Here is a 23,229-nt window from a genome sequence, read left to right as displayed (position 1 = left end):
GGGGCGCCGCCGCCCGGGTGCGAGACCTCGCACCCGTGCGGCCCGCCGGGGTCTGCGACGCCGTCCGCCGGGCGGCGGACGGCGTCCGCTTCACAGGTAGTCGTCGTGTCCGCCGGAGCTCACCGGGTCGGGCCGGCCGGGGGCGGCGGGGCGTACGGAGTCCTCACCCAGGGCGAGGCTCAGCCGGTCGGTCAGTTCGGCCCGGCCGTTCGCGGTGAGCCGGGTCCGGGCGCCGCCGCGCCTGCGCAGCACCGCGCCGCCCTCGGGGCTGCGCTGCACGGCGTACAGGCCGTGGGTGCGCCGTTCGATGCGCGGGTTGCTGTGCGCCTCGGCGATGTCGAACGCGTACCACTGCTTCTGGCCGTGCCCGGCCCTGTGGACGCCGAGCACGTCGCCGTCCTCGGAGACCAGGTGGAGCACCAGCCCGTACGGGTCGCGGCGGCCCCGCCGCTGCCGGAGCCAGGCCAGCGCCAGCAGCACCCCGGCGACGACCAACGCGACGGCGCCGACCAGCACCCACCAGTACCGGTCCAGGAGGCCGGGTTCGGGGGTGACCCGAACGGAGAGCGGGGTGCGCACCAGGGTGCGGTCGCCGTCGGTGGCGTCCTGGACGGTGACGGTGCCGCCGATGCCGAGCGGCCCGTCGTCGAGCCGCCCGTCGAAGGACTTCTCCGGCCCGATCCCGATCCTGACCTCGTGGGTGGAGGACGCGCCGGGCTTCACCACGATCTCGGCGGGGCTCACGGTGAGGAGCCCGGCCCGCACGTCGGCGAGCGACAACCGCAGGGTGTGCGGGGCGTCGGTGGTGTTGGTGACGGAGAGGTTCGCGGTGACCGTGCCCCCCGGGTGGCCCTCGCCGCGGACGGGCCCGAGCGCCGTGGTGACGGGCAGCGCCCCCGGGGCGATTCGGCCGCCCTCGCTGCGGGTGTCGGCGCTGAGCCCGGAGGCGGTGAGGGTGCCGCTGACCTTCAGGGCGCCGTCGGCGCTCCTCGGGATGGTGACCGAACCGCTGAAGGAGCCGTCGCTCCGCGTGGGATCGGGCCCCTTGCCGTCGTCCGCGAGCCGCACGGGCAGGGGGGTGAAGCCGTCACCGGTGAGCTCGCTGCTGACCTTCAGACCGGCGTAGTCGGCCGGGTCCTTGATCTCGTAGCCCTCGCGGGTCTGGAGCCGCATGGTGACGGTGGCCTTCTGCCCGGCCTGCGGGGAGGGCGGATCCATCGTGATGGAGCCGCGCAGCTCCCCCTGCCACAGGACGCTGACGCCGACGGGCAGCGAGCGATGGCCCTCGGGCGCCTTCACGTCGACCTTCCACCGCCCGGGCACCGGGTCGATGATCTTCAGGGCCTCCACGGAGCCGCCGCCGCCCGCGAGTTCGAAGGTGGACTTCTCGAACTTCCCCGTGGTGGGCACCTTGTTGCCGAGCGGGTCGGTGTAGGTGACGGTCACCTCGGGCGAGCCCTTGTCGACGACGATGCTGCCCACGGTCGCCAGCGGCGAGATGGTGACGGGCAGGGTCGCGGGCGGGCGCTTGCTCGGCCCCGGCTGGTAGCGCAGGCAGTGGGCGGCGGCGAAGATCCTCTCCAGCACCGGCCCGACGTCCTTGGCCCCGGAGACCTTGACCGCGGTGGGCCGGGCGGACGGCAGGTCGACGCAGCCCTTCTGGTAGCCGCCCGCGGCGATCAGGTCGAGCTGCTTCTTGTCGGGGGCGGGGCCGAACCCGAGGGGCCAGATCTGCACGTTCTTGGCGGCGGCGTTCTTCAGCTCCAGGTCCAGCTGCCGCTTCCCCTCGGCCTCGCGGTGCGCCGGGTCCCCGTACTGGGGGCTGCCGGTGACGTCCATCTCCCCGTCGGTGAGGAGGAACAGCACCCGGGGGACCGACGGGTCGGTGCCCGAGCTGAGTTCGTGGACGCCCTGGCGTATCGCGCTCGGGAAGTCCGTCCCCGTGCCCTCGCTCTTCTCGCGGCCGCGCAGCTTCTCCACACAGCTCCCCACCGACTCCCGCCCCGCCGCGTCCAGCCGGGTGCGGGGGCAGACGGGGTCCACCGCCCGCTGGTCGGCCGACTCGGCGGCGGCGAAGCCGAACACGGTGATGTGGGACGTCGCCGAGACGTCGCCGAGCGCGATCCGGGCGGCGGCGGCCTTCTCCGCCTTGATGTCCTTCTCCGCCAGACTCGCGGACTGGTCCACGGCCACCGCGTAGTTGACCGAGCCGAAAGCGGGTGCGGCGGCGGCCGGCTCCGGGTCGGCGGCGGCCGGCGCCGTCAGGGAGACGAGCACGGCGGCCGCCGCCAGGACGGACAGCGCCGCCCGCCCGGCCCGGCCGGTGCCGGCCGGTCCTCTTGTTCGGTCCTTTCGCACGACCGTCCCCTTCAACTGTCGTCGCCGTGTCTGTGTGGTGCCGCGAGATGCGCCTCGCGGTGCTCTGCGTGATCGTCGGTGGTGCGCCCCCGGACGCGGCGCGTCCGTGCGGGGGGCGGTCAGTGCGCGGCCAGGCTCCAGGCGAGAGCCAGCGTGGCCGACGGGGCGAGCGTGGCGACCGCCCAGCGGATCGCCCGGTACTTGGCGGACAGGATGGCGCTGACGTCCACGGCCTGGACGAGCAGCCAGCCGACCGGGTCGCGGCCCGCCTCGTTGATCCGGGCGGTCAGCACGTCGTAGTCGAACGGGGCCAGCAGGTCCCCGAAGTACGTCACCCCCTCCTGGTCGCGGACCGTTCCCGTACGCGGCAGGAGCGCGCGGACCAGTGCGGCCACCGCGACCACCCACAGCACGCCCGCGGCGACCAGCGCCAGGTCGCCGGGGCCCCGCCAGTCGGGGGAGCCGTGCCGCCCGATGAGGAACGCGGGCAGCGCGAGCGCCCCCGACAGCAGCACCGCGGCCTTGGAGTCGGCCCTGCCGAGGTCCTCCCGGACCGTGACCAGCAGCCGTTCCGCGATGCGTTCCCCCGCCCTGTCCGGCCCGTGCTGACCCCCGTCCGGCACCGGCGCGGTCGGGGCGGGGGAAGTCCGTGTGCCTCCGTCGGCGCTCATCCGTCGTCCTCCGCCCAGCCCCAGCCGTCGTCCCGGGCGCGGGCGCGCGGCGCGGGCGGCCCGGGTGCGGGCTCGGGGCCGGGTCCGGCGTCCCGGGCGGGACGCCGCGCGGGAGGCTCGTCCACCACCCAGTCGGGGGTGAACGGCTCGTCGCGGGCGGGCGCCAGCTCCTGCGGGGTGCGGCGGGCGGGCCGGGCGCCGACGGGGCCCTGGATGCCGAGGCGCTGCTTGTTGAGGTCGTCGAGCACCTGGGTCTCGATCTCGTTGGAGTGGATGTGGCCGTCGGCGATCATGGAGAAAAGCCGGTCGACCCGGTCCTTCTCGTCCTGCCGGCCCTCCTGGCGGATCTTCTCCAGGAAGCTGTTCGCCGCCTTCGGGTCCGCGGCCAGCATGTGGCTGAGCTGCTCCAGCTCACCGCCGCGCAGCATCCTGAGGTAGTTCTCCTGCCGCATCCGCGCCAGCTCGGAGTCGCTCTGCTGGCTCCGGACCTTGTCCGTGTGGCCGATCGTCCGGTCGTCCACCCGCAGCCGTACGTACAGCCGCACCCGCAGCCCGAGGTCGGCGCCGAGGTCGTTCCAGCGGCCGGAGACGCACGTGCGGGTGATGGCGGTGTTGGCCTGTTCCGCCTGGTGCACCGGGAACTGGGCGGAGATCTCCCGCAGCCGCTCCAGGGTCGGCGCGGTGAGGCGCTCGGCGATGTCGGTGACCACCTGCACCGCCACCAGGTGCGGGTCCTCGACGGTCCAGTGGATGTCCACCTCCGCCTTGAAGAACGTCGCGCCGCCGGTGGCGGGCAGCTCCATCCGCAGCGTGGTGACGTAGGTGCCGGTGGCGATCTCGCAGATGGTGTGCGGGCGCCAGGCCAGCGGCGGCTTGTCGTAGTGGTCGATGCCGGAGATCCCGGCCACGCTGTAGCCCCGCCGGTAGAACAGCACCGACGTGGTGCGGGCGCCGCCCTGCCGGAACGGGCCCGTCGGCGTGTACTCCCGCAGGAACGGGCCCGCGGGCCGTGCGGGGTCCACCGCGGAGCCCGCCGGCCGCGCGGGGTCCACCGCGCCGTGCACCGCCCTGCCGTTCTCCTCAGCCATGACTCTCCTCCTCTTCGGATCGCCGCTGCCGCGCGGGCACGGCGAGCCACCACAGGGCGCGCGCCTGTTCCTCGGTGAGCGGGCGGTCCTGATCCCTCATCATTCGGCGCAGCAGCCAGTCCAGCCGCCGCCGGTCGTGCTCCTCGGCGGTCAGGGCGGGCAGCAGAGCGGCCAGTCCCGCCCGCGTACGCTCGCGGCCGTCCCCGCGCGAAGCGGAGCGCAGCAGGTCCTCCAGGGCGTCGAGCGCCACATCCCGGGACCGCCCGGTGTTGAGCGCCGTCCAGAACAGGTCGGCCAGCCGCCCGGTCAGATCGGGCCGGGTCGCGGCCAGCGCGAGCAGCAGCGGCCAGTCCCCCCGGTCGCCCAGCGGGGTGCCGGGCTCGTCGTCGAGGACCTCGTCCACCTGCGTCAGCGCCATCCGGACGATGGTCACCAGGGCGAGGTCCTGGTACTCCTCGCCGCGGTGCCCCGTCCAGTCGGCCAGCCGCCGCAGCACCGTGGCGCACTCCGGGAGCGTCAGCAGCCGCACCACGTTGAGCGAGGCCACGGCGAGCTGCTCCCCGTCGTCGCGGACCCCGATGCGGGCCAGCGCGTCCAGGGTGTCGTCCATCGAGTCGGCGGACCGCCCGTAGCCGAGTGCCATGGCCGCCGTCCAGCGCAGGGACGCCGTGCCGTACCGCGACCAGTCGTCGACCACCTTGCGCACCGCCCGGCGGTGCGAGGCATGACCGGCGGCCTGGTCCAGCGCGGTGGCGGCGAAGACCCTGCGGCGGGGTGTGGGGGCCTCCGCGAGCGGCCGGACCAGCTCCGCGTACCCGTGCTCGAAGTCGCGTACGGACAGCTCCCCGGCGGCCACCGCGGCGCGCATCGACACCTGCGGCCGGGGGTCGTCGGCGAGCAGCCGCAGCCAGCGGACGACCGGGGCGCGGACGGGGAAGTGCCGGTCCCACAGTTCGGCGAGGACGGCGGCGGGCAGTGCCGCCCCCCGGTAGTAGATCAGCCGCCCCGACACCTCGGCGCCCGCCACGTCCACGGTCCCGTCGGCGGGCCGGGCGCGCGAGAGCGACAGGTCGGATTCCGGGTCGTCGCAGAACAGGGGCCGCGAGGGGGTGCTGTCCGGATCGCTCTGTACGGACAGTTCCCAGGTCAGCAGGTGGGCGGCGGCGGACACCGCGCTGTGCGACGCACCGCCGAGCACGGCGAGCGCGATCCGGAAGGCCACCGGGTGGAACAGGGCGGCGGTTCCGGAGCGCGTGGGCGTCCGGCCGTCGCCCGCCGGCGGGGCGGCCAGGGCCCGGTCCACCCCGGCGAACCACTCGTACGCCTGGACAGCGGCGAGGCCCCGGCAGCCGGACAGCAGCTCCTCGCGGCCGAGGGTGCCGAGCAGGTGCCCGGCCAGCAGCGAGGCGAACAGCTCGGCCTCGGCGGGGCGCAGATCGTCGAGCCCCACCGCCTCGGTGACCTCGGGGTCCGCCCGGAGCGCCGCCGCGCGCTCCAGCAGATCGTCGAGCGTCGCGCCGCCACTGCCGCCCCGGCCTCCGCCCCGGCCTCCGCCCAGGTCCCCGCCCTGACCCTCACCCCGGCCCTCGCCCAGGCCCCGGCCTCTGTGCGGGTCCAGGTCTCCATCCGCGCCCAGGTCCCCGCCCAGGTCCCCGCCCAGGCCCCCGTCCGCGCCCCGGTCGTGGTCCCGGCTCTCCCGGCTCCCGCCCGTGTCCCGGCTCCCGCCCGTGTCCCGGCTCCCGCCCGTGTCCCGGCTCCCGCCCGTGTCCCGGCTCCCGCCCGTGTCCCGGTTTCCGTCTGGGACCCGGCCCTGGCCCCCGCCTGCGTCCCGGTTCCCGTCCGGAGCCTGGACCGGGGCCGGGGCCGGGGCCGGGGCCGGGTCCCCGGACCCGCGTCCGTCCCCGTCCCGTTCCGGGCCGCCGTGTTCCTCCTCCAGGCGCTCCCGCAGCCGGACGGCGACCAGTTCGCGGGTGGGGGCGGGCGGGCAGATCGCCCCGTACCGCCCGGCCAGCAACGGGTTGGCCGCCGAGCCGACGCTCACCACGATCACCGCGTACGAACCCCGCTCGGCCAGCGCCGAGGCCAGCCGGTCCAGGTCCATCCCGTCCGGTGGCAGGGCGCCCGGCCGGTCCAGGGCGGGCTCCAGCAGATAGCCGGTGCCGCGCAGGTGCCCGCCCTCCCCGCCGGCCACCTCGCGGGCCAGCGCGCGGACCCCCTCCTCCGGGGCGGCACGGCGCACCCGCTCGCGGGCGCCGTTCTCGGTGCCGGTGCGGCGCACCCCCTCACCGCCCCTGGCGCCCCCGTGGTCGCGGGTGACCTCCTCCAGGAGCGCCAGGGCGGTGCTGGTCCGGCCGGTGCCGGGGGCCCCGCCGAGCACCAGCAGCCGACGGGACTCCAGCGCCCGGCGCAGCCGAACGTAACCCGTGGGCTCGATGTGGGTACGACGAATCCGCAGCAGCTCCTCCTCGGGCACCGGACCGTCGCGCAAGGGGCCGGAACGCCGGGCGTCCAGGCCGAGGTTGATGTCGCCGATGTGGAGCCGGCCGACGTCGGACCGGTCGAAGCCGATGAAGTCCCGGCCACTGCTGAGGAGTTTCTGTCCGGCCCGCCGGGCACGCTCGGCGGCGGCGGCGACGGCCGGCTCCTTCTCCCCCTCGTCCTCGGCGAGCGGGTCCCGGGTCAGGCCCTTGAAGCGGTCCGCGGCGCGCTCGCGCTCGCGTTCCTTCTCCGCGGCCTCGTCGTCGGCGGACTCCGCGGGCGCGGGCGCCTCCGTGCCGTCCGGGGCGTCCTTGACCCGGTCGTCCCCCCGCGCCCCACCGCGCGGCGGGGCCTCGGCGGGGCGCGCGTCCTGCGGCTTAGCCGGGGCGGGCTCGGCCGGGCGCTCGGCGGCTGCTTCGTCGGCCATGCTCAGTCCTTCCGGGGGTCGGTGCCGGTGACGCGGCCGATGTGCACGGGCTGCTGGTAGACGTTGTGCCGGTGGATGGACAGGTCGCCCCGCGCGCTGTAGCGGGCGGGCTCTCCGCCGTCCTCGCCGCCACCGTCCCCGCGGTCGTCCTCGTGGCCGTGACTGGAGCCGCGCTCGTAGCCGTCCTCGTCGTCCCGAGCGCCTTCCTGCGCGGCGGTGGGCGGGTTCGCGTCGCCGCGAGGGGGCGGCGCATCCGCCGGCGGGGCCGTCGGACGCCCGGCGCCCGGGGTCTCCGGGTGCTCCGTGGCGGCCGTCCCGATCAGGGGCGCGGGGCGTCCCGGCAGGTGGAACCAGGCGGCCACCTCCCCCTCCTTCAGGGCGAGCCGCGCCGGGGCGAAGCGCGCGGGCTCGATGAACTTGCCGCCGGCGGCGACCACGTCGGTGTAGAGGGAGTCGGATACGGCGAGCACCAGATCGGCCCGCTCCCGGTCCAGCAGCCGACGGGCTACGGAGGAGTCGGCGAGCCGGCACGTCAGGTCGACGGCGCGCCCGCTGATGCCCCGGCTGTCATGGCGTACGGGACCGACGTGCATCGCCACCCGCAGCCCGAGCGGCACGAGGAGGGAGGCGTTCTCCTCACGCAGGTTCTCGTGGACCTCCACCATCCACAGGCCGAGCATCCGCGTCACCGGGAACCGGCCGGGGACCGACACCAGCACGCCGTCCCCGCGGTCCTCCAGGTGGAGGGCGCTCCGGGCCACTCCGGCCTGGGCGAACGCGGTCTCCAGTACCCGGTAGATCCGCTTCCGCATCCGCGGCTTCTCCGCGTCGCCGTAACTGCCGGAACCTCTGGCGTCCACGCTGATGACCAGCTCGTAGCGTGCCTCGCCGGCGTCCGGCGCGTCGTGCTCCACCCCGTGCCCCCACTCTCTCCGCGTACGTCCCGTCCGCACGCCGTCCCGTCCGCGTGCCGTCCCGTCCAGCTTCCGGCCCGGGACGAGGGCCGTCTGTAGCCGTTTACACACGGCTGGGCGGAGTTCTACTCCCGGTGCCCCTCCGCGAGGAGAGCGAGCAGCGCGGGGTCGAGGATCTCCACCCGCCGCGTACCGGTGCGCACGACCTTCTGGGTGCGCAGCAGCCGCAACGCCTTGGCGACCGCCTCACGGGTCGCCCCGACGGTGGCGGCCAGTTCGTCCTGGGCGAGATGGACGACGGCGCCGGTGTGCCCGGGCCCGGGTACGGACGGCGTGTAGGGGCCCGAGGACGCGACCGCGGAGAGCTCGGTGAGCCGGCTGGCCAGGCGCTGGAGGACGGTCAGCGAGGCGAGGGCGGAGCGCTCCTGGTCGGCGCTGCGCAGCCGGAAGGTCAGCTGCCGGATCACCAGCCCGCTGACCCGGGGGTGGGTGGCGAGGAACCTGCGGAACGCGTCGCCGCCGATGACGGTCGCCTCGACGGTCCCGAGGGCCCGTACGGTGGCGCTGCGCGGATGACTGTCCAACGCGGCCATCTCTCCCAGGAGTTCGCCCGGTCCGCGCAGTCCCAGTATCAGCCGGGTGGCGCCCCGGTCGGTGGTGAGCGATACGGTCGCCCAGCCGCGGAGCACGATCACCACATGGCCGGTCCGGTCGCCCTCGGTCAGCAGCGGGGTGTCGGCCGGGTACTCCTTGCGGTGCCCCAGGGCCATGACGCTCTCGTACTCCGGGGCGGTCAGAGCCCGCCCGAACGCCAGCTCATCGCCGAGCAGCCCCATGGCCACTCCCCCCGCGGCGGTATGTATGGCCCGATCTCGTTGGCGTAGATGTTCCCAGAACTGCCCCTGAGGGGGCGGGAATTGCGCCACACATGCACTACGCACAGGTAACCGATGCGTTGCCTGGTGGGCGGCAGGGCCCGCCACGACGGCCTCTCCCGAGCCCCGGTGCCGGAAGGGGCTCTCCATGGCGCCCCGGACACCGTGCGCGCCCCGGTCCGGGTCGCTGACCGGCGCAGTCGCGGCGGGGCGGGGCCGCGGCGGCGGAGCGGCGGTGGCGCGGGCCCGGGGTTACGGGTGGACGCCGACTTGGCGAGAACTGAGGTTTGGTTCCGCGCATACCACCGGCCCCGGGAACGGCTTCCCGGGGCCGGCGCGGCGTGCACAGAGAGAATGCCCAACACGCTCTGAGCTACGCTCAGTTGGCGTTCACCAGGTGATGGGCGGGAACCTTCACCGTGCGGGCGCCCTTCTTGCCGCCGAGGACGATCTTGCGCAGCGCGCTGTTGTTGGAGTGGTTCGTCTCCTTGAGCCGGTTCTCCGGGTTGGCGAGGACCTGGATGTAGTACGTGTCGTTCGGCAGGTCCGTGATGTCGAAGGACTGGCCGGGCAGGTCCTGGGTGTAGGTGTCACCGGAGCCGACGTCGAGCACCTCGCGGACGGAGATCGAGTTCTCCTGGCCGCACGCCGTGGACAGGTCGGTGTTGTCCGGGTGCCAGTTGGCGTTCTTCACCGTGTAGTCGACGGCGTCGGTGTTGGCCAGGCAGAACGCTTCCTTGCCGCTGCGCACGGACTCCTTCCGGTCCGCCTTCAGCAGCCGGTAGCTGGCGAAGTCCGTGAAGTGCCAGTGCTCGTGGCCCGGGCGCGGGTCCCATTCCATGGTGCCGGTCGGGGTGTAGCCGACCTGCTTGCCGTCCGCGTCGTAGAAGTACTGGTAGGCGTCCATCAGCTCCTTGCCCGGGGAACGGAAGCCGTCCACGACGAGCTTGGCGGGGCCCGCGTTCCACACGTTGGCGCTGAAGGCGAGGTAGTCCTTGCCGGGCACCTCCTCGTAACCGTCGCTGACGGTGATGCCGTACGCGGGCAGCGAGCGCAGGTCGGGCTTGGGCACGTCCGGCACGGTCGCCCCGCCGGTGGGCCGCTTCGCGTCGGGCCGCGCGCCGGGCGCCCGGCGCGACCCGTCGGTCTGCCCGGCACGGTCGCCCACCGTGGCGGCCGAGAAGGCGCCCCGCTGGAGCGACTCCTTCTTCAGCGCCCAGGGCAGGGCGGGCGGCGCCGGCGGGTAGGGCCCGTGACCGACGTTGAACGTGGAGCCCGCGCCGGTCGTCCGGGCGGCGGGCGCCTCGGTCCGTACGGGCGCGCCGTGCGCGGCGTGACCACCGTGCCCGGAGCCGGACGCCACGCCCCCGCCGGCGGGCGCCGCCTCTCCGTGGCCCCCGTGCCCGTCCCCCTCCTGCCCCCCGTGGCCTTCGTGCCCCCCGCGCCCCTTCTGCGCTCCGTGGCCTTCGTGCGAGCCCGCGGCGCTACGGCTGCCGGCGGGGGCCGCCGTCGAAGGCTCCTCCCAGCTGCGCTCGCGCACGGTGACCTTGACGGTACGGGTCTCGTCGGCGATGCCGAAGAGGTCGCGGTACTTCTTCGTCACGCCGATCCTCGCGGTGTAGGTACCGGCGGCCAGCTGGACCGGCTCGGAGTAGTAGCCGGCATAGGTGTTGGACGCCCAGCCCTTCTCCACGCCCCACACCGAGCCCAGCGTGAAGGGGTTCACCGGACAGCTCTGCGGATACTTCGAGTTGGCGGGGGCGTCCGGCCGGATGCGCCCGGAAGCGTTGTTGGGGCAGAACGCCTCGGTCCGGTCGAGCACCGGCTTGCCGGCCGCGTCGGTGAGCTTGATCCGCGCGAAGCCCGGCAGCCCGGAGAAGTCCTTGACGAGCCCGGCGGGAAGGGCCTTGACCGTGGTCTTCTTCCCGTCCCGGATGAGCTGCGAGGCGACGACCGGGTCCTTGTAGGACTTCCGGGCCACCTTGACCTCGAACGCGCCGTTCTCGGAGGTGAGATACGTCCCGAGGTCCAGATAGACGCCGGGATCCTCCTTCCACGAGTCGAGCGTCACCGAGGTGGAGGCGGCGACGAGGCTGAGCTTCGGCGTCGCCTCCGCCGTCTTGGCGTCGGGCGCGGCGGCGACGACGCCGGCGGTCACGGCGACCGCGGCGGCGACGGCGATCGAGGGACGGGTGAGGCGGCTGGTGCGGCCCTGCGTGGTTCTGGTCATCATTCCTCGTACTTCCGGACTCCGGGTGCGTAACGGAACGTGGACGAACAGCAGGGCCCCAACTCACCGGTGGCGACGCTGTGTCCGGGCTGTGAGAGGAGGTACGGGGCCCTTCGGGTTGTCTGCGTTCACCCGGTCGGCCCGTAGATGTCCGAAAAGCGCCCCTGATCGCCGCGCGGACGAATGGCGAGAAGGGCCCGCGTCACCACCACGCCCACGCCCACACCCACACCCGAACCGGCACGAGCGGCACCGCCGACTCCGTCCCGATCGAGGCGAACGCCGCTTCGACGCTCGGTCGCATGGGGCACCACCGGCTGACCGGCCGGAAGATCACCCGCAGTGCGCGATGGCGACGACGGCCTTCGGGCCGCAGGGCCGCCCGGAAAGCGCCGCCAACGGCAGGCACAAGCAGCACACGCGGACGACGAGCAAGCACGCAAGGCGCGACGACAGATCCGGGCAGGATCTGGAGATGGCAGGGCTTCGATGTCAGGCTGGAGCCGTCCGGTACATCGGCCTTCAAGCCCGCCTGGCGCGATCCGTGATGCGAGACCGGCACCCGGTAGCCGCCCCGGGGGAGGACGGAGTGGCCCGTGAGATCCAGGCCGGAGCCGATGTTCCGCTTACGCAGCTCCGAGTTCGGCCCGTGGCTGGTGGGGCTCTGCTTCTCGGTCGTCCTGGGCTTCTTCCACGCGGCCACCCAGCCGGCCGGCGAGACACTGCCCCTGTGGCAACGGTCGCTTCAGGGGCTGTCGATGAGCCTGGCACTGGGCTACCCGGCGTGGCTGAGCCTCCGATGCCGGGTGGTCCCGGGCAAGGACGGGCTGTTGATGCACAACAGGCTGACCCACCTCCGGGTGCCTTACGGTCTCATCCAGCGCATCCGCACCACGGACGGGCTCGAAGTCGAGCTCAAGGACGGCCGCGTCCTCAGAAGCCCGGCTGTCGCCCCCTCGTTGAGCGGGCGGCTCGGGGGCTACCAGTCCGCGAAGAGGTTCCGACGGGCGGTGCAGCCTCTGCTGACCCCCGCGGATCCTGCGCCGGCGGGGCTGGACGTGAGGCGGAGCGTACAGCTGTCCTGGACATTCCTCCCCGCGATGACCGCCGTTCACGGGCTCTGGTACCTCCTGCTCCTCGCCGGGGAGCCATGAGGGTGGCCGTGGCCGTGCAGCTTGATATCTTCCGGCAGGTGGCGGGCCGCCGCCCGTGTTCGGCATCGAGGTCCGCCAGCTGCTCGAAAGCGGTGCTGGTCAGGCGGTCGTGGCGAGGCGTGGGCTGCCGTGGAAGACCTGACTGGTGTGCCAGGTACGGTGGGCGGCGGCGATGGGGCGGACGCCCGGCTGGGGGCCGATGAGCGGCCGGCCGGCCAGCGTGACGACGTGCTCGCGGGCGGCGGTGCTGCGGCCGACGAAGCTCTGTGAGACCAGGATGCGGTGGCCCTCGCCGATGCCGAGTACGCCTTTGTCGAACAGCTTGTGGTGCAGCGAGCAGAGACACAGCCCGTTCTCGATGTCGTCCGGCCCGTCGAAGGCCCACCAGCGCACATGGGCAGCCTCGAGCCCCACCGGCACCGCTCCGATCCTCCCGTCGTATCCGCAGAAGGCGCACTGGTACTCGTAGGCCGTCAGGACCAGCTCTCGCATCCGCCGGTCCCTCCGCCTGAGCGCGTTCGAGGTCGGACCCGTCTCCGCCTCCTCCAGCGCCAGGCCGACGGCTTCGCACAGTTCGCCGTGGAGGGAAGGCGGGAAATTGAGATCGAGCAGCACCCGTGTCATGCGGCCGAGGAGGGACGGCTCCCGCCGCAGCGCCGCACGCAGCTCCGGTGTCAGCCGCCCGGTGGCGCCGGTCGCGCGCAGTTCCCTGACCCCGGTCCCGGGACTGCCCGGCCCGCGTTCGGTGCGCACCTCCCACACGCCGTCGCTCACCAGGTGATGGAAGGGGTAGGCGGGTGTTGTCCGGTTGCCCGGGCCGTACTCGGTGAGCAGCCGTCCCAGGTCCTCTTCCACCGCGCTGTACTGCAGTGCGCCGTCGGAGTCCTGCTGGAACCGGCTGAGTGCGTACAGGAGCAGCAAAGGCTTGTGCGGAGCCCGCACTCCGCTCCGTGTCCACTGCCTCAACTGCGCGGTGCGTTCGACCCAGTCCATGATCGGTGAGCGTAGCGGCGGCTCGTCGACACGGGCCCGACACTGCCCTGAACGCGCTCCTTCTCGCGGCCACACGATGCCCGGCACACTGCCGGAACGGGCCCCGTACTGATGGCGTGACGGACTTGGTCTTCGACCAGGTCATGGGAGGGACGCGGGCGGCGCCGCCCGCATACGAGCGCGTCAGCGCCACATCCCCGACCACCGGTTGCTGTGGGGCCCCGAAGGCCGAAGATCGGGCCCGTGATCCGGGGAGCCCCCGGGAAACAGCCCCTGTGGCCCATGACGGAGGGCGGCGAGGCCCACCAACGTCGAAAACCCCCGCAGCGAGCTGCGGGGGCCTTCTTCGTATTGCCCGGTGAGAGCAATGGCGGGGGATACGAGATGCGAATTCGTGAGGGGTTGCCCCCAACACGCCTTCCAAGCCGTCGTCCGGCGGTCCGGGGGCGATCGGCAGCGTTCTGATCTACGGCGCGGCGGCAGGGGACGGGGCCGGTGGGCGGTCCGGGACGTACGTGAATGAGACCCGGCCTGGGACCAGGGGCAGCCGGGCCGTCACGCATGGGGCATGAGGATGACCGCAGCGTGTGGGAGCTGACGGCCGTGATCCTGCGGCAGGCCGACGCCGGTTGCCCGTGGGCTCCTCGTTCACCGCGTGCCGATGCGATGGCCGACTCAGGAAGCGGACCCGGCCCTGCGACGGCGCACGACGAGAACAGCCCCTGCGCCCGTGACGACAGCGGCTGCCCCGAGGGCGGCGGCGGTCGGCATCGCGCTGGAAGCCCCGGTCTCGGCGAGTCTGCCGCTGGCGGGGATCTCGTCGAGCTCGCCCTGCGGTGCAGGCTTGTTCCCGTTGGTGCCCTTGGCGGCGGCGTCCGTGTCCTTGGCGCCCTCCACCTTGCCGGGGGTGCCCTCGGAGTCCTCCACCTTGCCGGGTTCGCTGCCGGAGGCGAGGACCGTGAAGTCGAACTGGCTGATGTCGTCGAACCCGCACTGGCCGTCTTCGCCGTACGAGTGGCCGATGGTGAAGAAGTAGCCTGTCCCCGGCTCGGCCACGGCGCCGATCTTGATGCGCATCGCGGCGTCCGCGTACTCACCTGGTCCGAGGGCCTTCACAGTGGCGAACTCGTGGTCGTCGAAGACTTCCGCCCCGTCGCCTTCAATGGCCTTCCACTTTCCGGTGGCCGAGTTGAACCACTCGACCGTGACGCTCAGTTCGGCGATATCGTCGAGCTTCGGATCGGCAGTGCCGAGATAGAGGGAGATGTCGGTCTCCATCACCTTCACCTTGGACACGTTGGTCACACGGTAGGTGAAGTCATGCCAGCCGGACCCGGCGACGATCTTGCTCGGAAGGCCGAGAAGCGCCGTCTTGCCGCGCTCCTCGTCCGGTATGCCGGAACAGAACGTCGGGCGCGTGTACGTCGGAGACGGCTCGGCACTCGACTTTGCCGACTCCGCCGGCTTCGCAGCGGTCGATCCGGCCGTTGCGGAGGGAGTGGCCTCCGATTGCGTGGCCGGTTCCTGTGCATCGTCACTGGCTTCGGCAGGGGCGGACGGCACGGGTGTCGTCGTCGGGGCAGCGGACGCGGAGGGGGTGCCGGCGGCTGAGGCTTCTCCTGTCGCGTACGCGGCCGGAGCTGCGAACAGCGCCATGGGGCCGACGACGGCGGTGAGGGCGGCGGTCGCCAGAACATGTCGGAGCTTCATGTGATCCTTCCGGGGATGTGCGGCTGTAACGGTCGCCTTGCGTGGGAGAGCAGCACGGTCGTACGCATACACGGAGATGATCAACGAGACGGTCAATAGGTTGTGCGGCGCACGTATGTTCGTCCTCCCGCGGCACAGGGGTGAGGCCGGGGCCGGGAGTGAGGCCGGTATATCGATCTGGCGCATGCCACCTGGTCCGGGTCTCGGTACGCCCAAAGCCAGGCTCGTCGCGGATGACGGATACGAGATGCGAACCCGTGAGGCGGGCTTGACCTTGGTTGGAAGGCCCTGAGCGCGATCGGCCTCGCCTGGGTCAGTGCATTCCGGACGAGCTTCGTCACTGTGAGAGGGACGGTTCGGGGCCTGGGTTGCCCGGTCCGACCCGAGCCGATCCGAGCTTTTCGGAATGCGACTGAGGGCTGCTCCGGAGGACGGTGGCCGCATGCCGTCGGGAGTGCAGGGGAAGCCTGTCCGGCTCCGGGATGCGCTGGCATCAATGGCTGAGAATCGACTATTCATGGCCTGATCAACCGGCTGACGCATTGATTGCTTGCGAAGAGCTGGGGCCGCGTCTAGCCTCAGCTTTGGTCCAGACCAACGGGGGGTCGGCGTCTCCCAGCCGGGCAGGGCCGATCGGCGGGAACGCCGGTCGCACAGCATGAACCGGGGGGTAAAACATGTTGGCTGGGCTTGTTCACCGTGGCACGCAGGGCGTGATCGTCCTGGATTTCGACGGTGTACTCCTGGACACGGAGCACATCGCTGTAAGCGTGTGGCGGCGGTTGCTGCGGTCCGGGGCGGCGAAGCCGCTCGACCTCCCGGTGCGTCCCGACGGGACACTCGATCGCACTGAGCTGCTGGTAGCACTGAACGCTTCAGTGGGGCCCGATCGGGCCTGTTCGCTCTGGGAGACGTTCGAGCGGGAGAACCTGGCGCACTCCTCCCGGGCGGACCTGATGCCCGGGGTGCTCTCCTTTCTCCGACACTGCCGCTCACGCGGCCATCGGACGGCCATCGCTTCGGGCAACTCCCGCGACTGGGTCGAGAGTCACCTGCGCCGACTCGGCATTCTCGACTGGTTCACCCATGTCAGCTGCGCCGACGCCGGGACGAAGGCCAAGCCCGCGCCGGATACCTATCTGCACGCGGTGAGACACAGTGGCGGTTCCCCCTCCTGGAGTCTCGCCGTCGAGGACTCCTACGTCGGGCTCACCGCCGCCCATGCCGCCGGCCTGCCGGTGGTGTGGGCCACCGGAGCCGACCATTCGGCAACCCCGCCGGTCCCCGTCGCCCGACGGGTCCGGACGCTGGACGAACTGATTCCCGTGCTCTGAGACCACCGGGGTTCCCCCGTCCTCTACCGACCGACGCCTCGCACTCCCGCCGCCGCACCCGCCGCCGGGGCACTGTGACACGCCGTCGAAGGCGATCGAGCCCGGTACCGACGAGCGAGGCGAACACGACATGCGCTCAACACGACCAGGAGGTCGCGTCCCTTGAGTCTTGCCATGCACATGCGCGCCCTGGACCAGCACGTGGCCGCGCTGGATCCACTCGGCGCCGCTCCCGACATCTTCCGCCTGCCCATGCTGAACCGGGGGGCCGCGACGGACGAGATAGCTCGTCTCGGCCGCCTCTGGCTGAGCAGAGTCGGCGAGGCGGTACACGACATTCCCACGGCCAGTGCGGCCCTGCGCGACCTCGGTTTCGCTCTGGCCTCGCTGGAGCGGCACGGCGTCGACTACCGGACGTTGGAAGGCGCGGAGGAGACCCTGCTCAAACTGGGCGGGATCGCTGACGAGGTCCCCCGGGACAGCGTCTACACCTACGCCCTTCGCAACCCGGAGCAGGGCACCCGGTCCTTCTCCGAGATCCCCGAGGAGGCGCTCTTCATCCGTGAGGTGCGCCGTGCGGGGATCGCGCTGCGCCCCGCGATCGACGCGCTGGTCGAGGCACTGCCGCTCGCCGCGGACGACCCGGAACTGCCTGCCCTGCTGGACACCGCCACCGAAGGCTTCGAGACCTTCGCGCATGCCCTGCTACAGGTCAAGCGCGAGGTCACACCGGAGTGCTTCTCCTACGAACTGCGCCCCTACTTTCCTCCGATGACCGTCGGGGGTGAGGTGCTCTTCGCTCCAGGAGGCGCCCAGATGACACCGATGCTGGTCGACATCATCCTGCTCCGCCCGGAACCGGGCGACCCTCTGGAGGAGTGGTACGAGGGCTATCTCGCCGAGAACATCGGCTATCTCCCGGCGTCCTACCGAGCCATTGGTGCCGCCGCCGGCCACCACCGTCCATTGCTGCCGCGCCTCGTCGAGGACGCGGGGCGCGCAGGTGGCGCGGACACCCGGGTGATGAACGCCATCCGGGCACTGCGGGGGCTGATGCACGAGGTGCTGCGCTTCCGGCTGCCCCACCTGCGTCTGGCCAAGGCCAACATGAACATCCGCCCGTCCGGCTCGCTGGGCAGTGGCGGCTACACCACCGACTCCCTCGATCACCTGGCGGATCTCACCGTGGGCCGCCAGCGGCTCCTGGCCGCGGTGCCCGACGTCTCCGCACGGACCACTGCCTAGGGAGCAGCATGTTCGAACCGTTCATTCCCGGCACCGTCCACCATCCGCTGGCCGCCTCTCCCGGCGGGGCCGAGCCCCGGGACGAGACCGCCATCCGCTACCCGACCCGGCTCAACGCCATGGCGTTGCAGCCGGGGGCGATAGCCGGCGACCGCAACCTCCTCTACGACGCCGGTGAACTCGTCCTTTCCGTCGCCCGGTTCCATCACGTCCACGTCCGTCGCCTGGAGCCCGGAGCCGGACTTGTCGTCGACCCGGTGGTCCGCAGACCCGAACTCGTCGAGCACGCCGCCCGCATCATGTGCTCCGCGCTGGGTGTCGACTGCGACCTGTCGATCCGGGCCGAAAGCGATCCGCTGCCCGTGCACGCCGGGTTCGGGTCGAGCAGCAGTCTGATCGCTGCTGTGGCCACGGCCGTCAACCACCTCTACGGCAACCCCGTGGACCGCGCCGACCTCCTGTCCTACCTCACCTCCAACCACGGAGAGGAACACGGCACACTCCCGGGCCTGTTGATTCCCGTGCAGTGCATCGGAGGCTCGGCCGCCTCGGGGCTGTACGACGGTGGCATCCAGATCGTCGCGGGCCGCAGCACCGTCGTCCTCACCGTGCCCGTGCCCGAGCGGCTCTCCCTGGTCATCGGCGTCCCCTCGGACTGGGACCGGCGTCCGACCGACGAGCTGATGGCCGCGGAGGCCGAGAAGTTCGACCAGTTCCGCGCGACGGGCGAGCGGTGGGCGCCCACCATCGCCTTCCGCATGCTTCACGAGGCCATGCCCGCCGCACGCCGGGGGGACCTCGGGCCCCTCGGCTCGCTCGTCTTCGACTACCGGTTCCGGATGGGCAGCATCGACAACTGTTCCTTCACCCACCCCGGACTCACCGATCTGGCCAAAGATCTGGAACCGCTGTGGCACGAGGGAGCCGCGACCATGCTGTCCCTGTCCTCCGTCGGCCCCGCCTTCTTCGTGCTCACCGACCGCCCGGACCACTGCGCGGAGCGCTTCGCGGACCTGGGCATGGACGTCACGCACGCCCGTCCGCACAACGGCACCTACGAGGAGACGGAGCTCCCCCGATGACCCGTACCGAGACATCTTCCGAGCTGGCCGCGGACTACTGGAACTCCCCGGAGACGGTCGCCGGGTTCAGCGCGCTCGACGCCCAGCCCTACCTGATCGAGCTGTTGCAGCAGACACCCGTCGAAGGGGTCGCGCTCGATCTCGGCTGCGGGGGCGGCCGCAACACCCTGGCCCTCCTGCGCCGGGGCTTCACCACGGTCGCCCTGGACCTGCACTCCGGCATGGTCGAAGCCACCCGCGCCCGCACCGGCGAGTACGGGGAACAGGTGGCCGTCCGACAGGGAGCGGCCCACGCCATCGACGCGCCGGACGCGTCCTTCGCGCTGGTCGTCTGCTACGGAGTGCTGCACAACGCCGTGGACCACGCGCAGTGGAGCGCCGCGGTGAGCGAGATCGTCCGGGTGCTGCGTCCGGACGGACTGCTCGCGCTGAACTGTTTCACCTCGCGGGTCCTCGACCCCCAACTGCGCCAGGACGGCGCCGAGGGCCGGTATCTGCTCCCCGACGGGGTGCCGATGACGCTGCTTCCCCCGGACCGCGTACTCCGGGCGTTCGCCGACGCGGGCCTGACCCCCGAGGGCGCGGTGCACGACTACGTGCGACAGCTGGACGTCGGGCCACGTGCCGTGCTCCGCTGCACGTTGCGCCGGGAGGGACACTGATGCCCGATCTTGAGGACGGGTCGACGGAGACCGACCCCTTCCCCTCCCTGCCGCTCGACGCGGGGGCCCTCCGCGACATCCTGGATGCCCGGCTGGCGGAGATTCCCGACTGGCACGGCGACGACGAGCCGGTACGCCTGGGCTTCGCCATGACCGCCCCGCACCCGCTGGCCCTGCTCGGCCATGAGCATTTCGTGGCCCGCAACGCGAACAACGTCGGTGTGCACACCCGTTTCGGCGACGGGGTCCGCGGCACGCGCCGCCTGGAGCGCGAGGCGGTGCTGGCGCTCGGCGGGCTGCTGCACGCCGACTCCGTCGACGGGTATCTGACCGGCGGTGCCAACGAGGGGACCCTCGCCGGGCTGCGCATCGGCCGGAACGCCCTCCGCGCGGGTGGAGCCACCCGGGTCGTCGTCCTCACCTCGGATCTGGCCCACCATTCGGTGGCCAAGGCGGCGGAGATCCTCGATCTGGAGATCGTGACCTGTCCCGTGGGCCCCTCCTGGGTGTGGGACGCGGAATCCGTTGCGAGCGCCCTCGACGAACTGGCCGCCCAGGACACGGCGGCGGGGGACGGGAACCACCGGACCGGCGTGATCGTGGTGACCACGGCCGGCTACTACAACACCGGTTCCGTCGACCCGATCGACGAGATCGCCGCTCTGCTCGGACGCCGGGCGGCCGACGGGACGGGGCCAGCGTCCTTCCACCACGTGGACGCCGCCCACGGCGGCATGATCCTGCCGTTCACCGCGCCCGCGACGCCCTTCGACTTCCGCAACCCTCATGTCCACTCCGTGGTGCTCGACCCGCACAAATCCGGCCTGATGCCCTACAGCTGCGGCGTCTTCCTGTGCCGGAAAGGTCTGCTCGGCCACGGTGCCGTAGCGGCGCCGATGTCCGGATTCATCGACGAGACCATCACCGGGTCCCGCTCCGGAGCCATGGCCGCGGCGCTCTGGTCGCTGGTCTTCGGCGTGGCCGCCGAGGGTTACCGGAAGACGTTCCGCCGCTGCCTGGAGCTGCGCGACGAGCTTGCCGAGGCCATCCGTGCGGTGGACCCCGGCGCACTGACGAAGCCGTCGCCGGGCAATACCGTTCTCGTCGTCGGGTTCTCCGCGGACGACGGGAAACTGCCCAGGGAGCTCACCGAGCGTTACCGCCTGGTCGGCAACAGGCTTCCCTGGCGGGCCGAGGACGGACGGGTCGTCGACCGGCTCTTCCACCACTTCTACGCGATGCCGCACATGACGTCGGCCCACATCGAGGGGTTCGCCGGGCACCTGGCAACCGCGCTGAGCCGACCCGTCCCGGCGGCCCCCGCCGTCCAGCCGCGGCGGGCGGCGGACGGAGAGCCGCCCCGGCCGGTCGGTGAACCCGGCGCGGCCCCGGCTGAGCTGCGCTCCCTGCGCTCCTCCAGCGCCTGCCTGCGCCACCTCGTCGTGCACCCCCCGCAGCGCCGCGACCCCGACGACTACCCGCACGCGTACTCCTTCCACACCTTCCAGTCCAGGGCCGAACTCGGCGAGCGGGTGCAGAGCCGCCCCTGGGGCGATGACGGCGCCGGGAACGGCCTGCACATCTACGCTCCCGACCTCGACCGCCCCTTCGCCAACGAGCTGTTCGGAGTGGTCAGTCCCGAACAGTGGTCCCTCGAAGTGCTCGACCGCCACCAGCAGAAGCTCTCCCTGGTCGGGGCCGCCCACTTCGCCCACTTCGGCCCGGCCCGTACGCCCGACATCCCCGTGGTCCTGGCGAACTTCCACGCCGACGGCTCGTTCCGGTCCGCCGAGTACAAGTACGGTGACCGCTGGCACAACGACGAGATCCAGGTGTTCGCCACCGGCACCGTCGTCAAGATCGGCAAGGACGCGCGCAGTGTGCGGCGGCAGGGGGACGACTACTCCTTCTCCCTGGACACCTCGTGCGAACTGCGCTTCACCCTGAGCGACGACGCCGAACCGCCGCGGATCGTACGGATCGCACGACACGCCGATCCCTCCCTGCCCCGCCGCCGCCACCTGTTGCGCGGTCAGTACCGCAGGTTCCCCAACAGGTTCTTCGACACGGTCGTCGAGCTGAGCGTCGGCGTGCGCCACCGCTCCGCCGTCCCGGCGAAGCTCCTGCTGGAGAACGCCGGGCCGCTCCTGGCCCGCTCGGCGGAGCTCGGCCTGGTCCGCGTTGAACCGTCACTGGCCGACGGCGTCCTGCGGGTGGACCTCGCGGAGGTGGGCGGGGCGCGGACGCTCACCACCGAGATCCCACTGGCCCTGGGTACGCGGCTGGGTGCTCTGCTGCGCGGCATTCCGGTCGGTGAGCCGGAACGCCTGGTGCCCGCCGACGTCGTGGCCTGGGCCGAGCGCCTCGGCCCAGTGGTGGCGAGTCTGCGTGAGGCCGGCGCCACCCGCGGCGGCATGCGGCTCCTGGCGGTCGGTGACACCGTGGTGGGGCCCACGTGACGACGATCGCTCTGACCGTCCTGTGGGCGGTTCTCCTCTGGGGGGCTCTGCTCACCGCCCGCGCCGCGCGGACAGCGCGGGCCCTCGACCGCCGACGCCGGGCCGTACGCCCGCCGGAGGACGGCCCGGCGCCCCATGTCGTGCTTCTGGTGCCCGCCCTGCGCGAGCAGGACCTGCTGGAGGAGGTCGTGCGCGGCGCGCTCGCCCTCGACTACCCACGGCATCTGCTGCACATCGTGGTGGTCACCACCGAACGCGAGGAACGCGAGCGGGACGCCGCCCTCCGCCGTTTGCCCGCCCTGGCCACGGCCCTGGCCGAGGACGGCGCCCGAGCGGCGGCGCGGCTGAGCGGACTCGTCCCCTCCGCGAGGGCCGCGGCGGTCGCGGCGCGCGTGCGCGCGGCGGCGGACCCCGCCGCTGCCCTCCGCTCGGAGGTCGGCGCAGTCCCCACCACGCGCGAGATCGCCCGGTACCTACTGCCCCTGCTGGCAGCGGAGCACCCCGGAGCGAGCCTGCACCACCTGCACCACACCGCCGAGGGAGCCAAGAGCAGCCAGCTGGTGCACGCCGTCGAACAGCTCCCGGACCTGCTGCCCCCGGACGCCGTGCCCGCCATGACCTACGTCGGTCTGTACGACGCCGACTCCCAGCCGGACAGCACCACCCTCTGGCATGTGGCGCAGGCCGCCCGGGCGCCTTCGGGACACCCGCCGGAACTGATCCAGCAACTGCCGCTCCAGCTCCGCCGCCCGCACGCCGCCCGACCGGGGCGCCAGGACGTACTGCTGCGCGCCCATGCCCTGGCCGATCTGCGCCGCCGCGCCGGTGTCGAGGCCCACCGCATCCGGGCGTGCGCCCGGATCGCCGGGTCCGGGCTTCCCTCCGGCCTCGCGGCCGTCGCCGAACCGGTGGTGTACGGCGTGGGCGCCGGCCTCTTCGTGCGTCATGACACGCTCGTGGCGATCGGTATGTACGAGGAGCCCGTGGACGACCTCCTCATCGGCTACAAGCTCTCCTCCGCGAGGGCCGGCATGGTGGTGCTCCCGGTCTTCAATCTCGTCGACCGGTACCCGAGCGTCCGTTCCCTCGGCAACGCCTACGCGATCGTGGCGAAGGGGAGTCTGGCGGGGCTGCGACGGCTGCTGACCGACCCCGTCCTGCGGACCCACCAACCGCGGAACTCAGCGGTGTTCGTCAAGGAACTCCTCGACACCCTCTGGTGGTTCGTCGGCCCGGTCGTGGTCCTCGCCGCGGTCACCGTCCTCGCTCTGGCCCAGGCGCACGCGCAGCTGATCGTCTGGGCCGCGGCCGCCTTCGGCTACACCGTGGCGCACACCCTGTGGTGTGTGCGCCGGGCGGAGTCCTGGCTGGCGGGCCATCAAGGCGCCCGGGAGCGGGCCGAGCTCCCGTCCCCGGGCGGACTGCGGCTGGTGCACGCGTTCCTGGCCCAGCCCGTCCTGCACTGGCTCGGGCCCCTGCGGTACGCGACAGGACTCCTCGGCGGGCGCTCCGCGGAGTCCGGGAAGACCGAGCGGTGATACCCGCCCGC

At 72.6% G+C, this 23,229-nt stretch carries 16 protein-coding genes; 7 read left to right on the top strand and 9 right to left on the bottom strand.

Translation table 11 applies throughout. The annotated features are described in order from the left end of the window. Positions 1 to 90: 90 nt before the first annotated feature. From ACIQMU_RS12230 to ACIQMU_RS12200, 7 genes are all read right to left on the bottom strand, one after another. Positions 91 to 2,358, bottom strand: coding sequence for a VWA domain-containing protein (locus ACIQMU_RS12230; RefSeq protein WP_402688806.1), 2,268 nt, complete (start codon positions 2,356 to 2,358; stop codon positions 91 to 93). A 119-nt stretch (positions 2,359 to 2,477) separates the two neighbouring features. Continuing rightward, positions 2,478 to 3,029, bottom strand: coding sequence for a Pycsar system effector family protein (locus ACIQMU_RS12225; protein ID WP_352239354.1), 552 nt, complete (start codon positions 3,027 to 3,029; stop codon positions 2,478 to 2,480). Next, positions 3,026 to 4,117 carry a hypothetical protein gene (locus ACIQMU_RS12220; protein ID WP_402688805.1) on the bottom strand — a complete coding sequence of 364 codons (1,092 nt, stop codon included), beginning with the start codon at positions 4,115 to 4,117 and terminating at the stop codon, positions 3,026 to 3,028. Before ACIQMU_RS12220 ends, ACIQMU_RS12225 begins: the two co-directional genes overlap by 4 nt. Next, entirely contained in the window at positions 4,110 to 7,022 is a 2,913-nt protein-coding gene (locus ACIQMU_RS12215; protein WP_402688804.1) for a hypothetical protein, read from the bottom strand. The genes ACIQMU_RS12220 and ACIQMU_RS12215 overlap by 8 nt, the downstream gene beginning before the upstream one ends. A gap of 2 nt (positions 7,023 to 7,024) precedes the next feature. After that, entirely contained in the window at positions 7,025 to 7,936 is a 912-nt protein-coding gene (locus ACIQMU_RS12210) for a hypothetical protein (RefSeq protein WP_402688803.1), read from the bottom strand. A gap of 125 nt (positions 7,937 to 8,061) precedes the next feature. After that, a complete protein-coding gene (locus ACIQMU_RS12205) occupies positions 8,062 to 8,772 on the bottom strand; it encodes a Crp/Fnr family transcriptional regulator (RefSeq protein WP_352239358.1) in 711 nt (236 codons plus the stop codon). Between the two features lie 418 nt (positions 8,773 to 9,190). After that, the gene (locus tag ACIQMU_RS12200; RefSeq protein WP_402688802.1) at positions 9,191 to 11,044 is read right to left on the bottom strand and encodes a lysyl oxidase family protein; all 1,854 of its coding nucleotides are present in this window, start codon (positions 11,042 to 11,044) and stop codon (positions 9,191 to 9,193) included. Between the two features lie 593 nt (positions 11,045 to 11,637). Here ACIQMU_RS12200 and ACIQMU_RS12195 point away from each other — a divergent pair. Further along, complete coding sequence (locus tag ACIQMU_RS12195) at positions 11,638 to 12,195, top strand: hypothetical protein (protein WP_352239360.1); 558 nt, start codon at positions 11,638 to 11,640, stop codon at positions 12,193 to 12,195. A gap of 99 nt (positions 12,196 to 12,294) precedes the next feature. Here ACIQMU_RS12195 and ACIQMU_RS12190 read toward each other — a convergent pair whose 3' ends face one another. Together ACIQMU_RS12190 and ACIQMU_RS12185 are read right to left on the bottom strand one after the other, a co-directional pair. After that, on the bottom strand, positions 12,295 to 13,188 hold the full coding sequence (locus ACIQMU_RS12190) for a phosphorothioated DNA-binding restriction endonuclease (protein WP_402688801.1): 894 nt from the start codon (positions 13,186 to 13,188) through the stop codon (positions 12,295 to 12,297). A gap of 675 nt (positions 13,189 to 13,863) precedes the next feature. Continuing rightward, positions 13,864 to 14,898, bottom strand: a complete 1,035-nt coding sequence (locus ACIQMU_RS12185) for an LPXTG cell wall anchor domain-containing protein (protein ID WP_402688800.1) — start codon at positions 14,896 to 14,898, stop codon at positions 13,864 to 13,866. 677 nt (positions 14,899 to 15,575) lie between these two features. On the opposite strand from ACIQMU_RS12185, the gene ACIQMU_RS12180 reads away from it, so the two are divergent. From ACIQMU_RS12180 to ACIQMU_RS12155, 6 genes are all read left to right on the top strand, one after another. Continuing rightward, positions 15,576 to 16,232, top strand: coding sequence for an HAD-IA family hydrolase (locus ACIQMU_RS12180; protein ID WP_352239363.1), 657 nt, complete (start codon positions 15,576 to 15,578; stop codon positions 16,230 to 16,232). 162 nt (positions 16,233 to 16,394) lie between these two features. Further along, a complete protein-coding gene (locus ACIQMU_RS12175) occupies positions 16,395 to 17,477 on the top strand; it encodes a monodechloroaminopyrrolnitrin synthase PrnB family protein (protein ID WP_352239364.1) in 1,083 nt (360 codons plus the stop codon). 8 nt (positions 17,478 to 17,485) lie between these two features. Beyond that, positions 17,486 to 18,559, top strand: coding sequence for a hypothetical protein (locus ACIQMU_RS12170; RefSeq protein ID WP_352239365.1), 1,074 nt, complete (start codon positions 17,486 to 17,488; stop codon positions 18,557 to 18,559). Beyond that, positions 18,556 to 19,221 (top strand): class I SAM-dependent methyltransferase, encoded by a 666-nt coding sequence (locus ACIQMU_RS12165; RefSeq protein ID WP_402688799.1) that lies wholly within the window; start codon positions 18,556 to 18,558, stop codon positions 19,219 to 19,221. The genes ACIQMU_RS12170 and ACIQMU_RS12165 overlap by 4 nt, the downstream gene beginning before the upstream one ends. Beyond that, positions 19,221 to 21,680, top strand: a complete 2,460-nt coding sequence (locus tag ACIQMU_RS12160) for a pyridoxal-dependent decarboxylase (RefSeq protein WP_402688798.1) — start codon at positions 19,221 to 19,223, stop codon at positions 21,678 to 21,680. Before ACIQMU_RS12165 ends, ACIQMU_RS12160 begins: the two co-directional genes overlap by 1 nt. Further along, entirely contained in the window at positions 21,677 to 23,218 is a 1,542-nt protein-coding gene (locus tag ACIQMU_RS12155) for a hypothetical protein (protein ID WP_402688797.1), read from the top strand. Before ACIQMU_RS12160 ends, ACIQMU_RS12155 begins: the two co-directional genes overlap by 4 nt. Positions 23,219 to 23,229 lie beyond the last annotated feature (11 nt).

This window comes from Streptomyces sp. NPDC091649, from assembly GCF_044756785.1.
Lineage (GTDB): Bacteria > Actinomycetota > Actinomycetes > Streptomycetales > Streptomycetaceae > Streptomyces.
The sequence above is the reverse complement of the archived record's forward strand: the minus strand, read 5'-3'. Positions and strand labels throughout refer to the sequence as shown.

Excerpts from the sequence above, each read along its gene's own strand:
- ACIQMU_RS12165 (WP_402688799.1), top strand. The coding sequence starts at position 18,556 with ATGACCCGTACCGAGACATCTTCCGAGCTGGCCGCGGACTACTGGAAC.
- ACIQMU_RS12170 (WP_352239365.1), top strand. The coding sequence starts at position 17,486 with ATGTTCGAACCGTTCATTCCCGGCACCGTCCACCATCCGCTGGCCGCC.
- ACIQMU_RS12160 (WP_402688798.1), top strand. The coding sequence starts at position 19,221 with ATGCCCGATCTTGAGGACGGGTCGACGGAGACCGACCCCTTCCCCTCC.
- ACIQMU_RS12215 (WP_402688804.1), bottom strand. The coding sequence starts at position 7,022 with ATGGCCGACGAAGCAGCCGCCGAGCGCCCGGCCGAGCCCGCCCCGGCT.
- ACIQMU_RS12220 (WP_402688805.1), bottom strand. The coding sequence starts at position 4,117 with ATGGCTGAGGAGAACGGCAGGGCGGTGCACGGCGCGGTGGACCCCGCG.
- ACIQMU_RS12200 (WP_402688802.1), bottom strand. The coding sequence starts at position 11,044 with ATGATGACCAGAACCACGCAGGGCCGCACCAGCCGCCTCACCCGTCCC.
- ACIQMU_RS12180 (WP_352239363.1), top strand. The coding sequence starts at position 15,576 with ATGTTGGCTGGGCTTGTTCACCGTGGCACGCAGGGCGTGATCGTCCTG.
- ACIQMU_RS12225 (WP_352239354.1), bottom strand. The coding sequence starts at position 3,029 with ATGAGCGCCGACGGAGGCACACGGACTTCCCCCGCCCCGACCGCGCCG.
- ACIQMU_RS12190 (WP_402688801.1), bottom strand. The coding sequence starts at position 13,188 with ATGGACTGGGTCGAACGCACCGCGCAGTTGAGGCAGTGGACACGGAGC.
- ACIQMU_RS12205 (WP_352239358.1), bottom strand. The coding sequence starts at position 8,772 with ATGGGGCTGCTCGGCGATGAGCTGGCGTTCGGGCGGGCTCTGACCGCC.
- ACIQMU_RS12185 (WP_402688800.1), bottom strand. The coding sequence starts at position 14,898 with ATGAAGCTCCGACATGTTCTGGCGACCGCCGCCCTCACCGCCGTCGTC.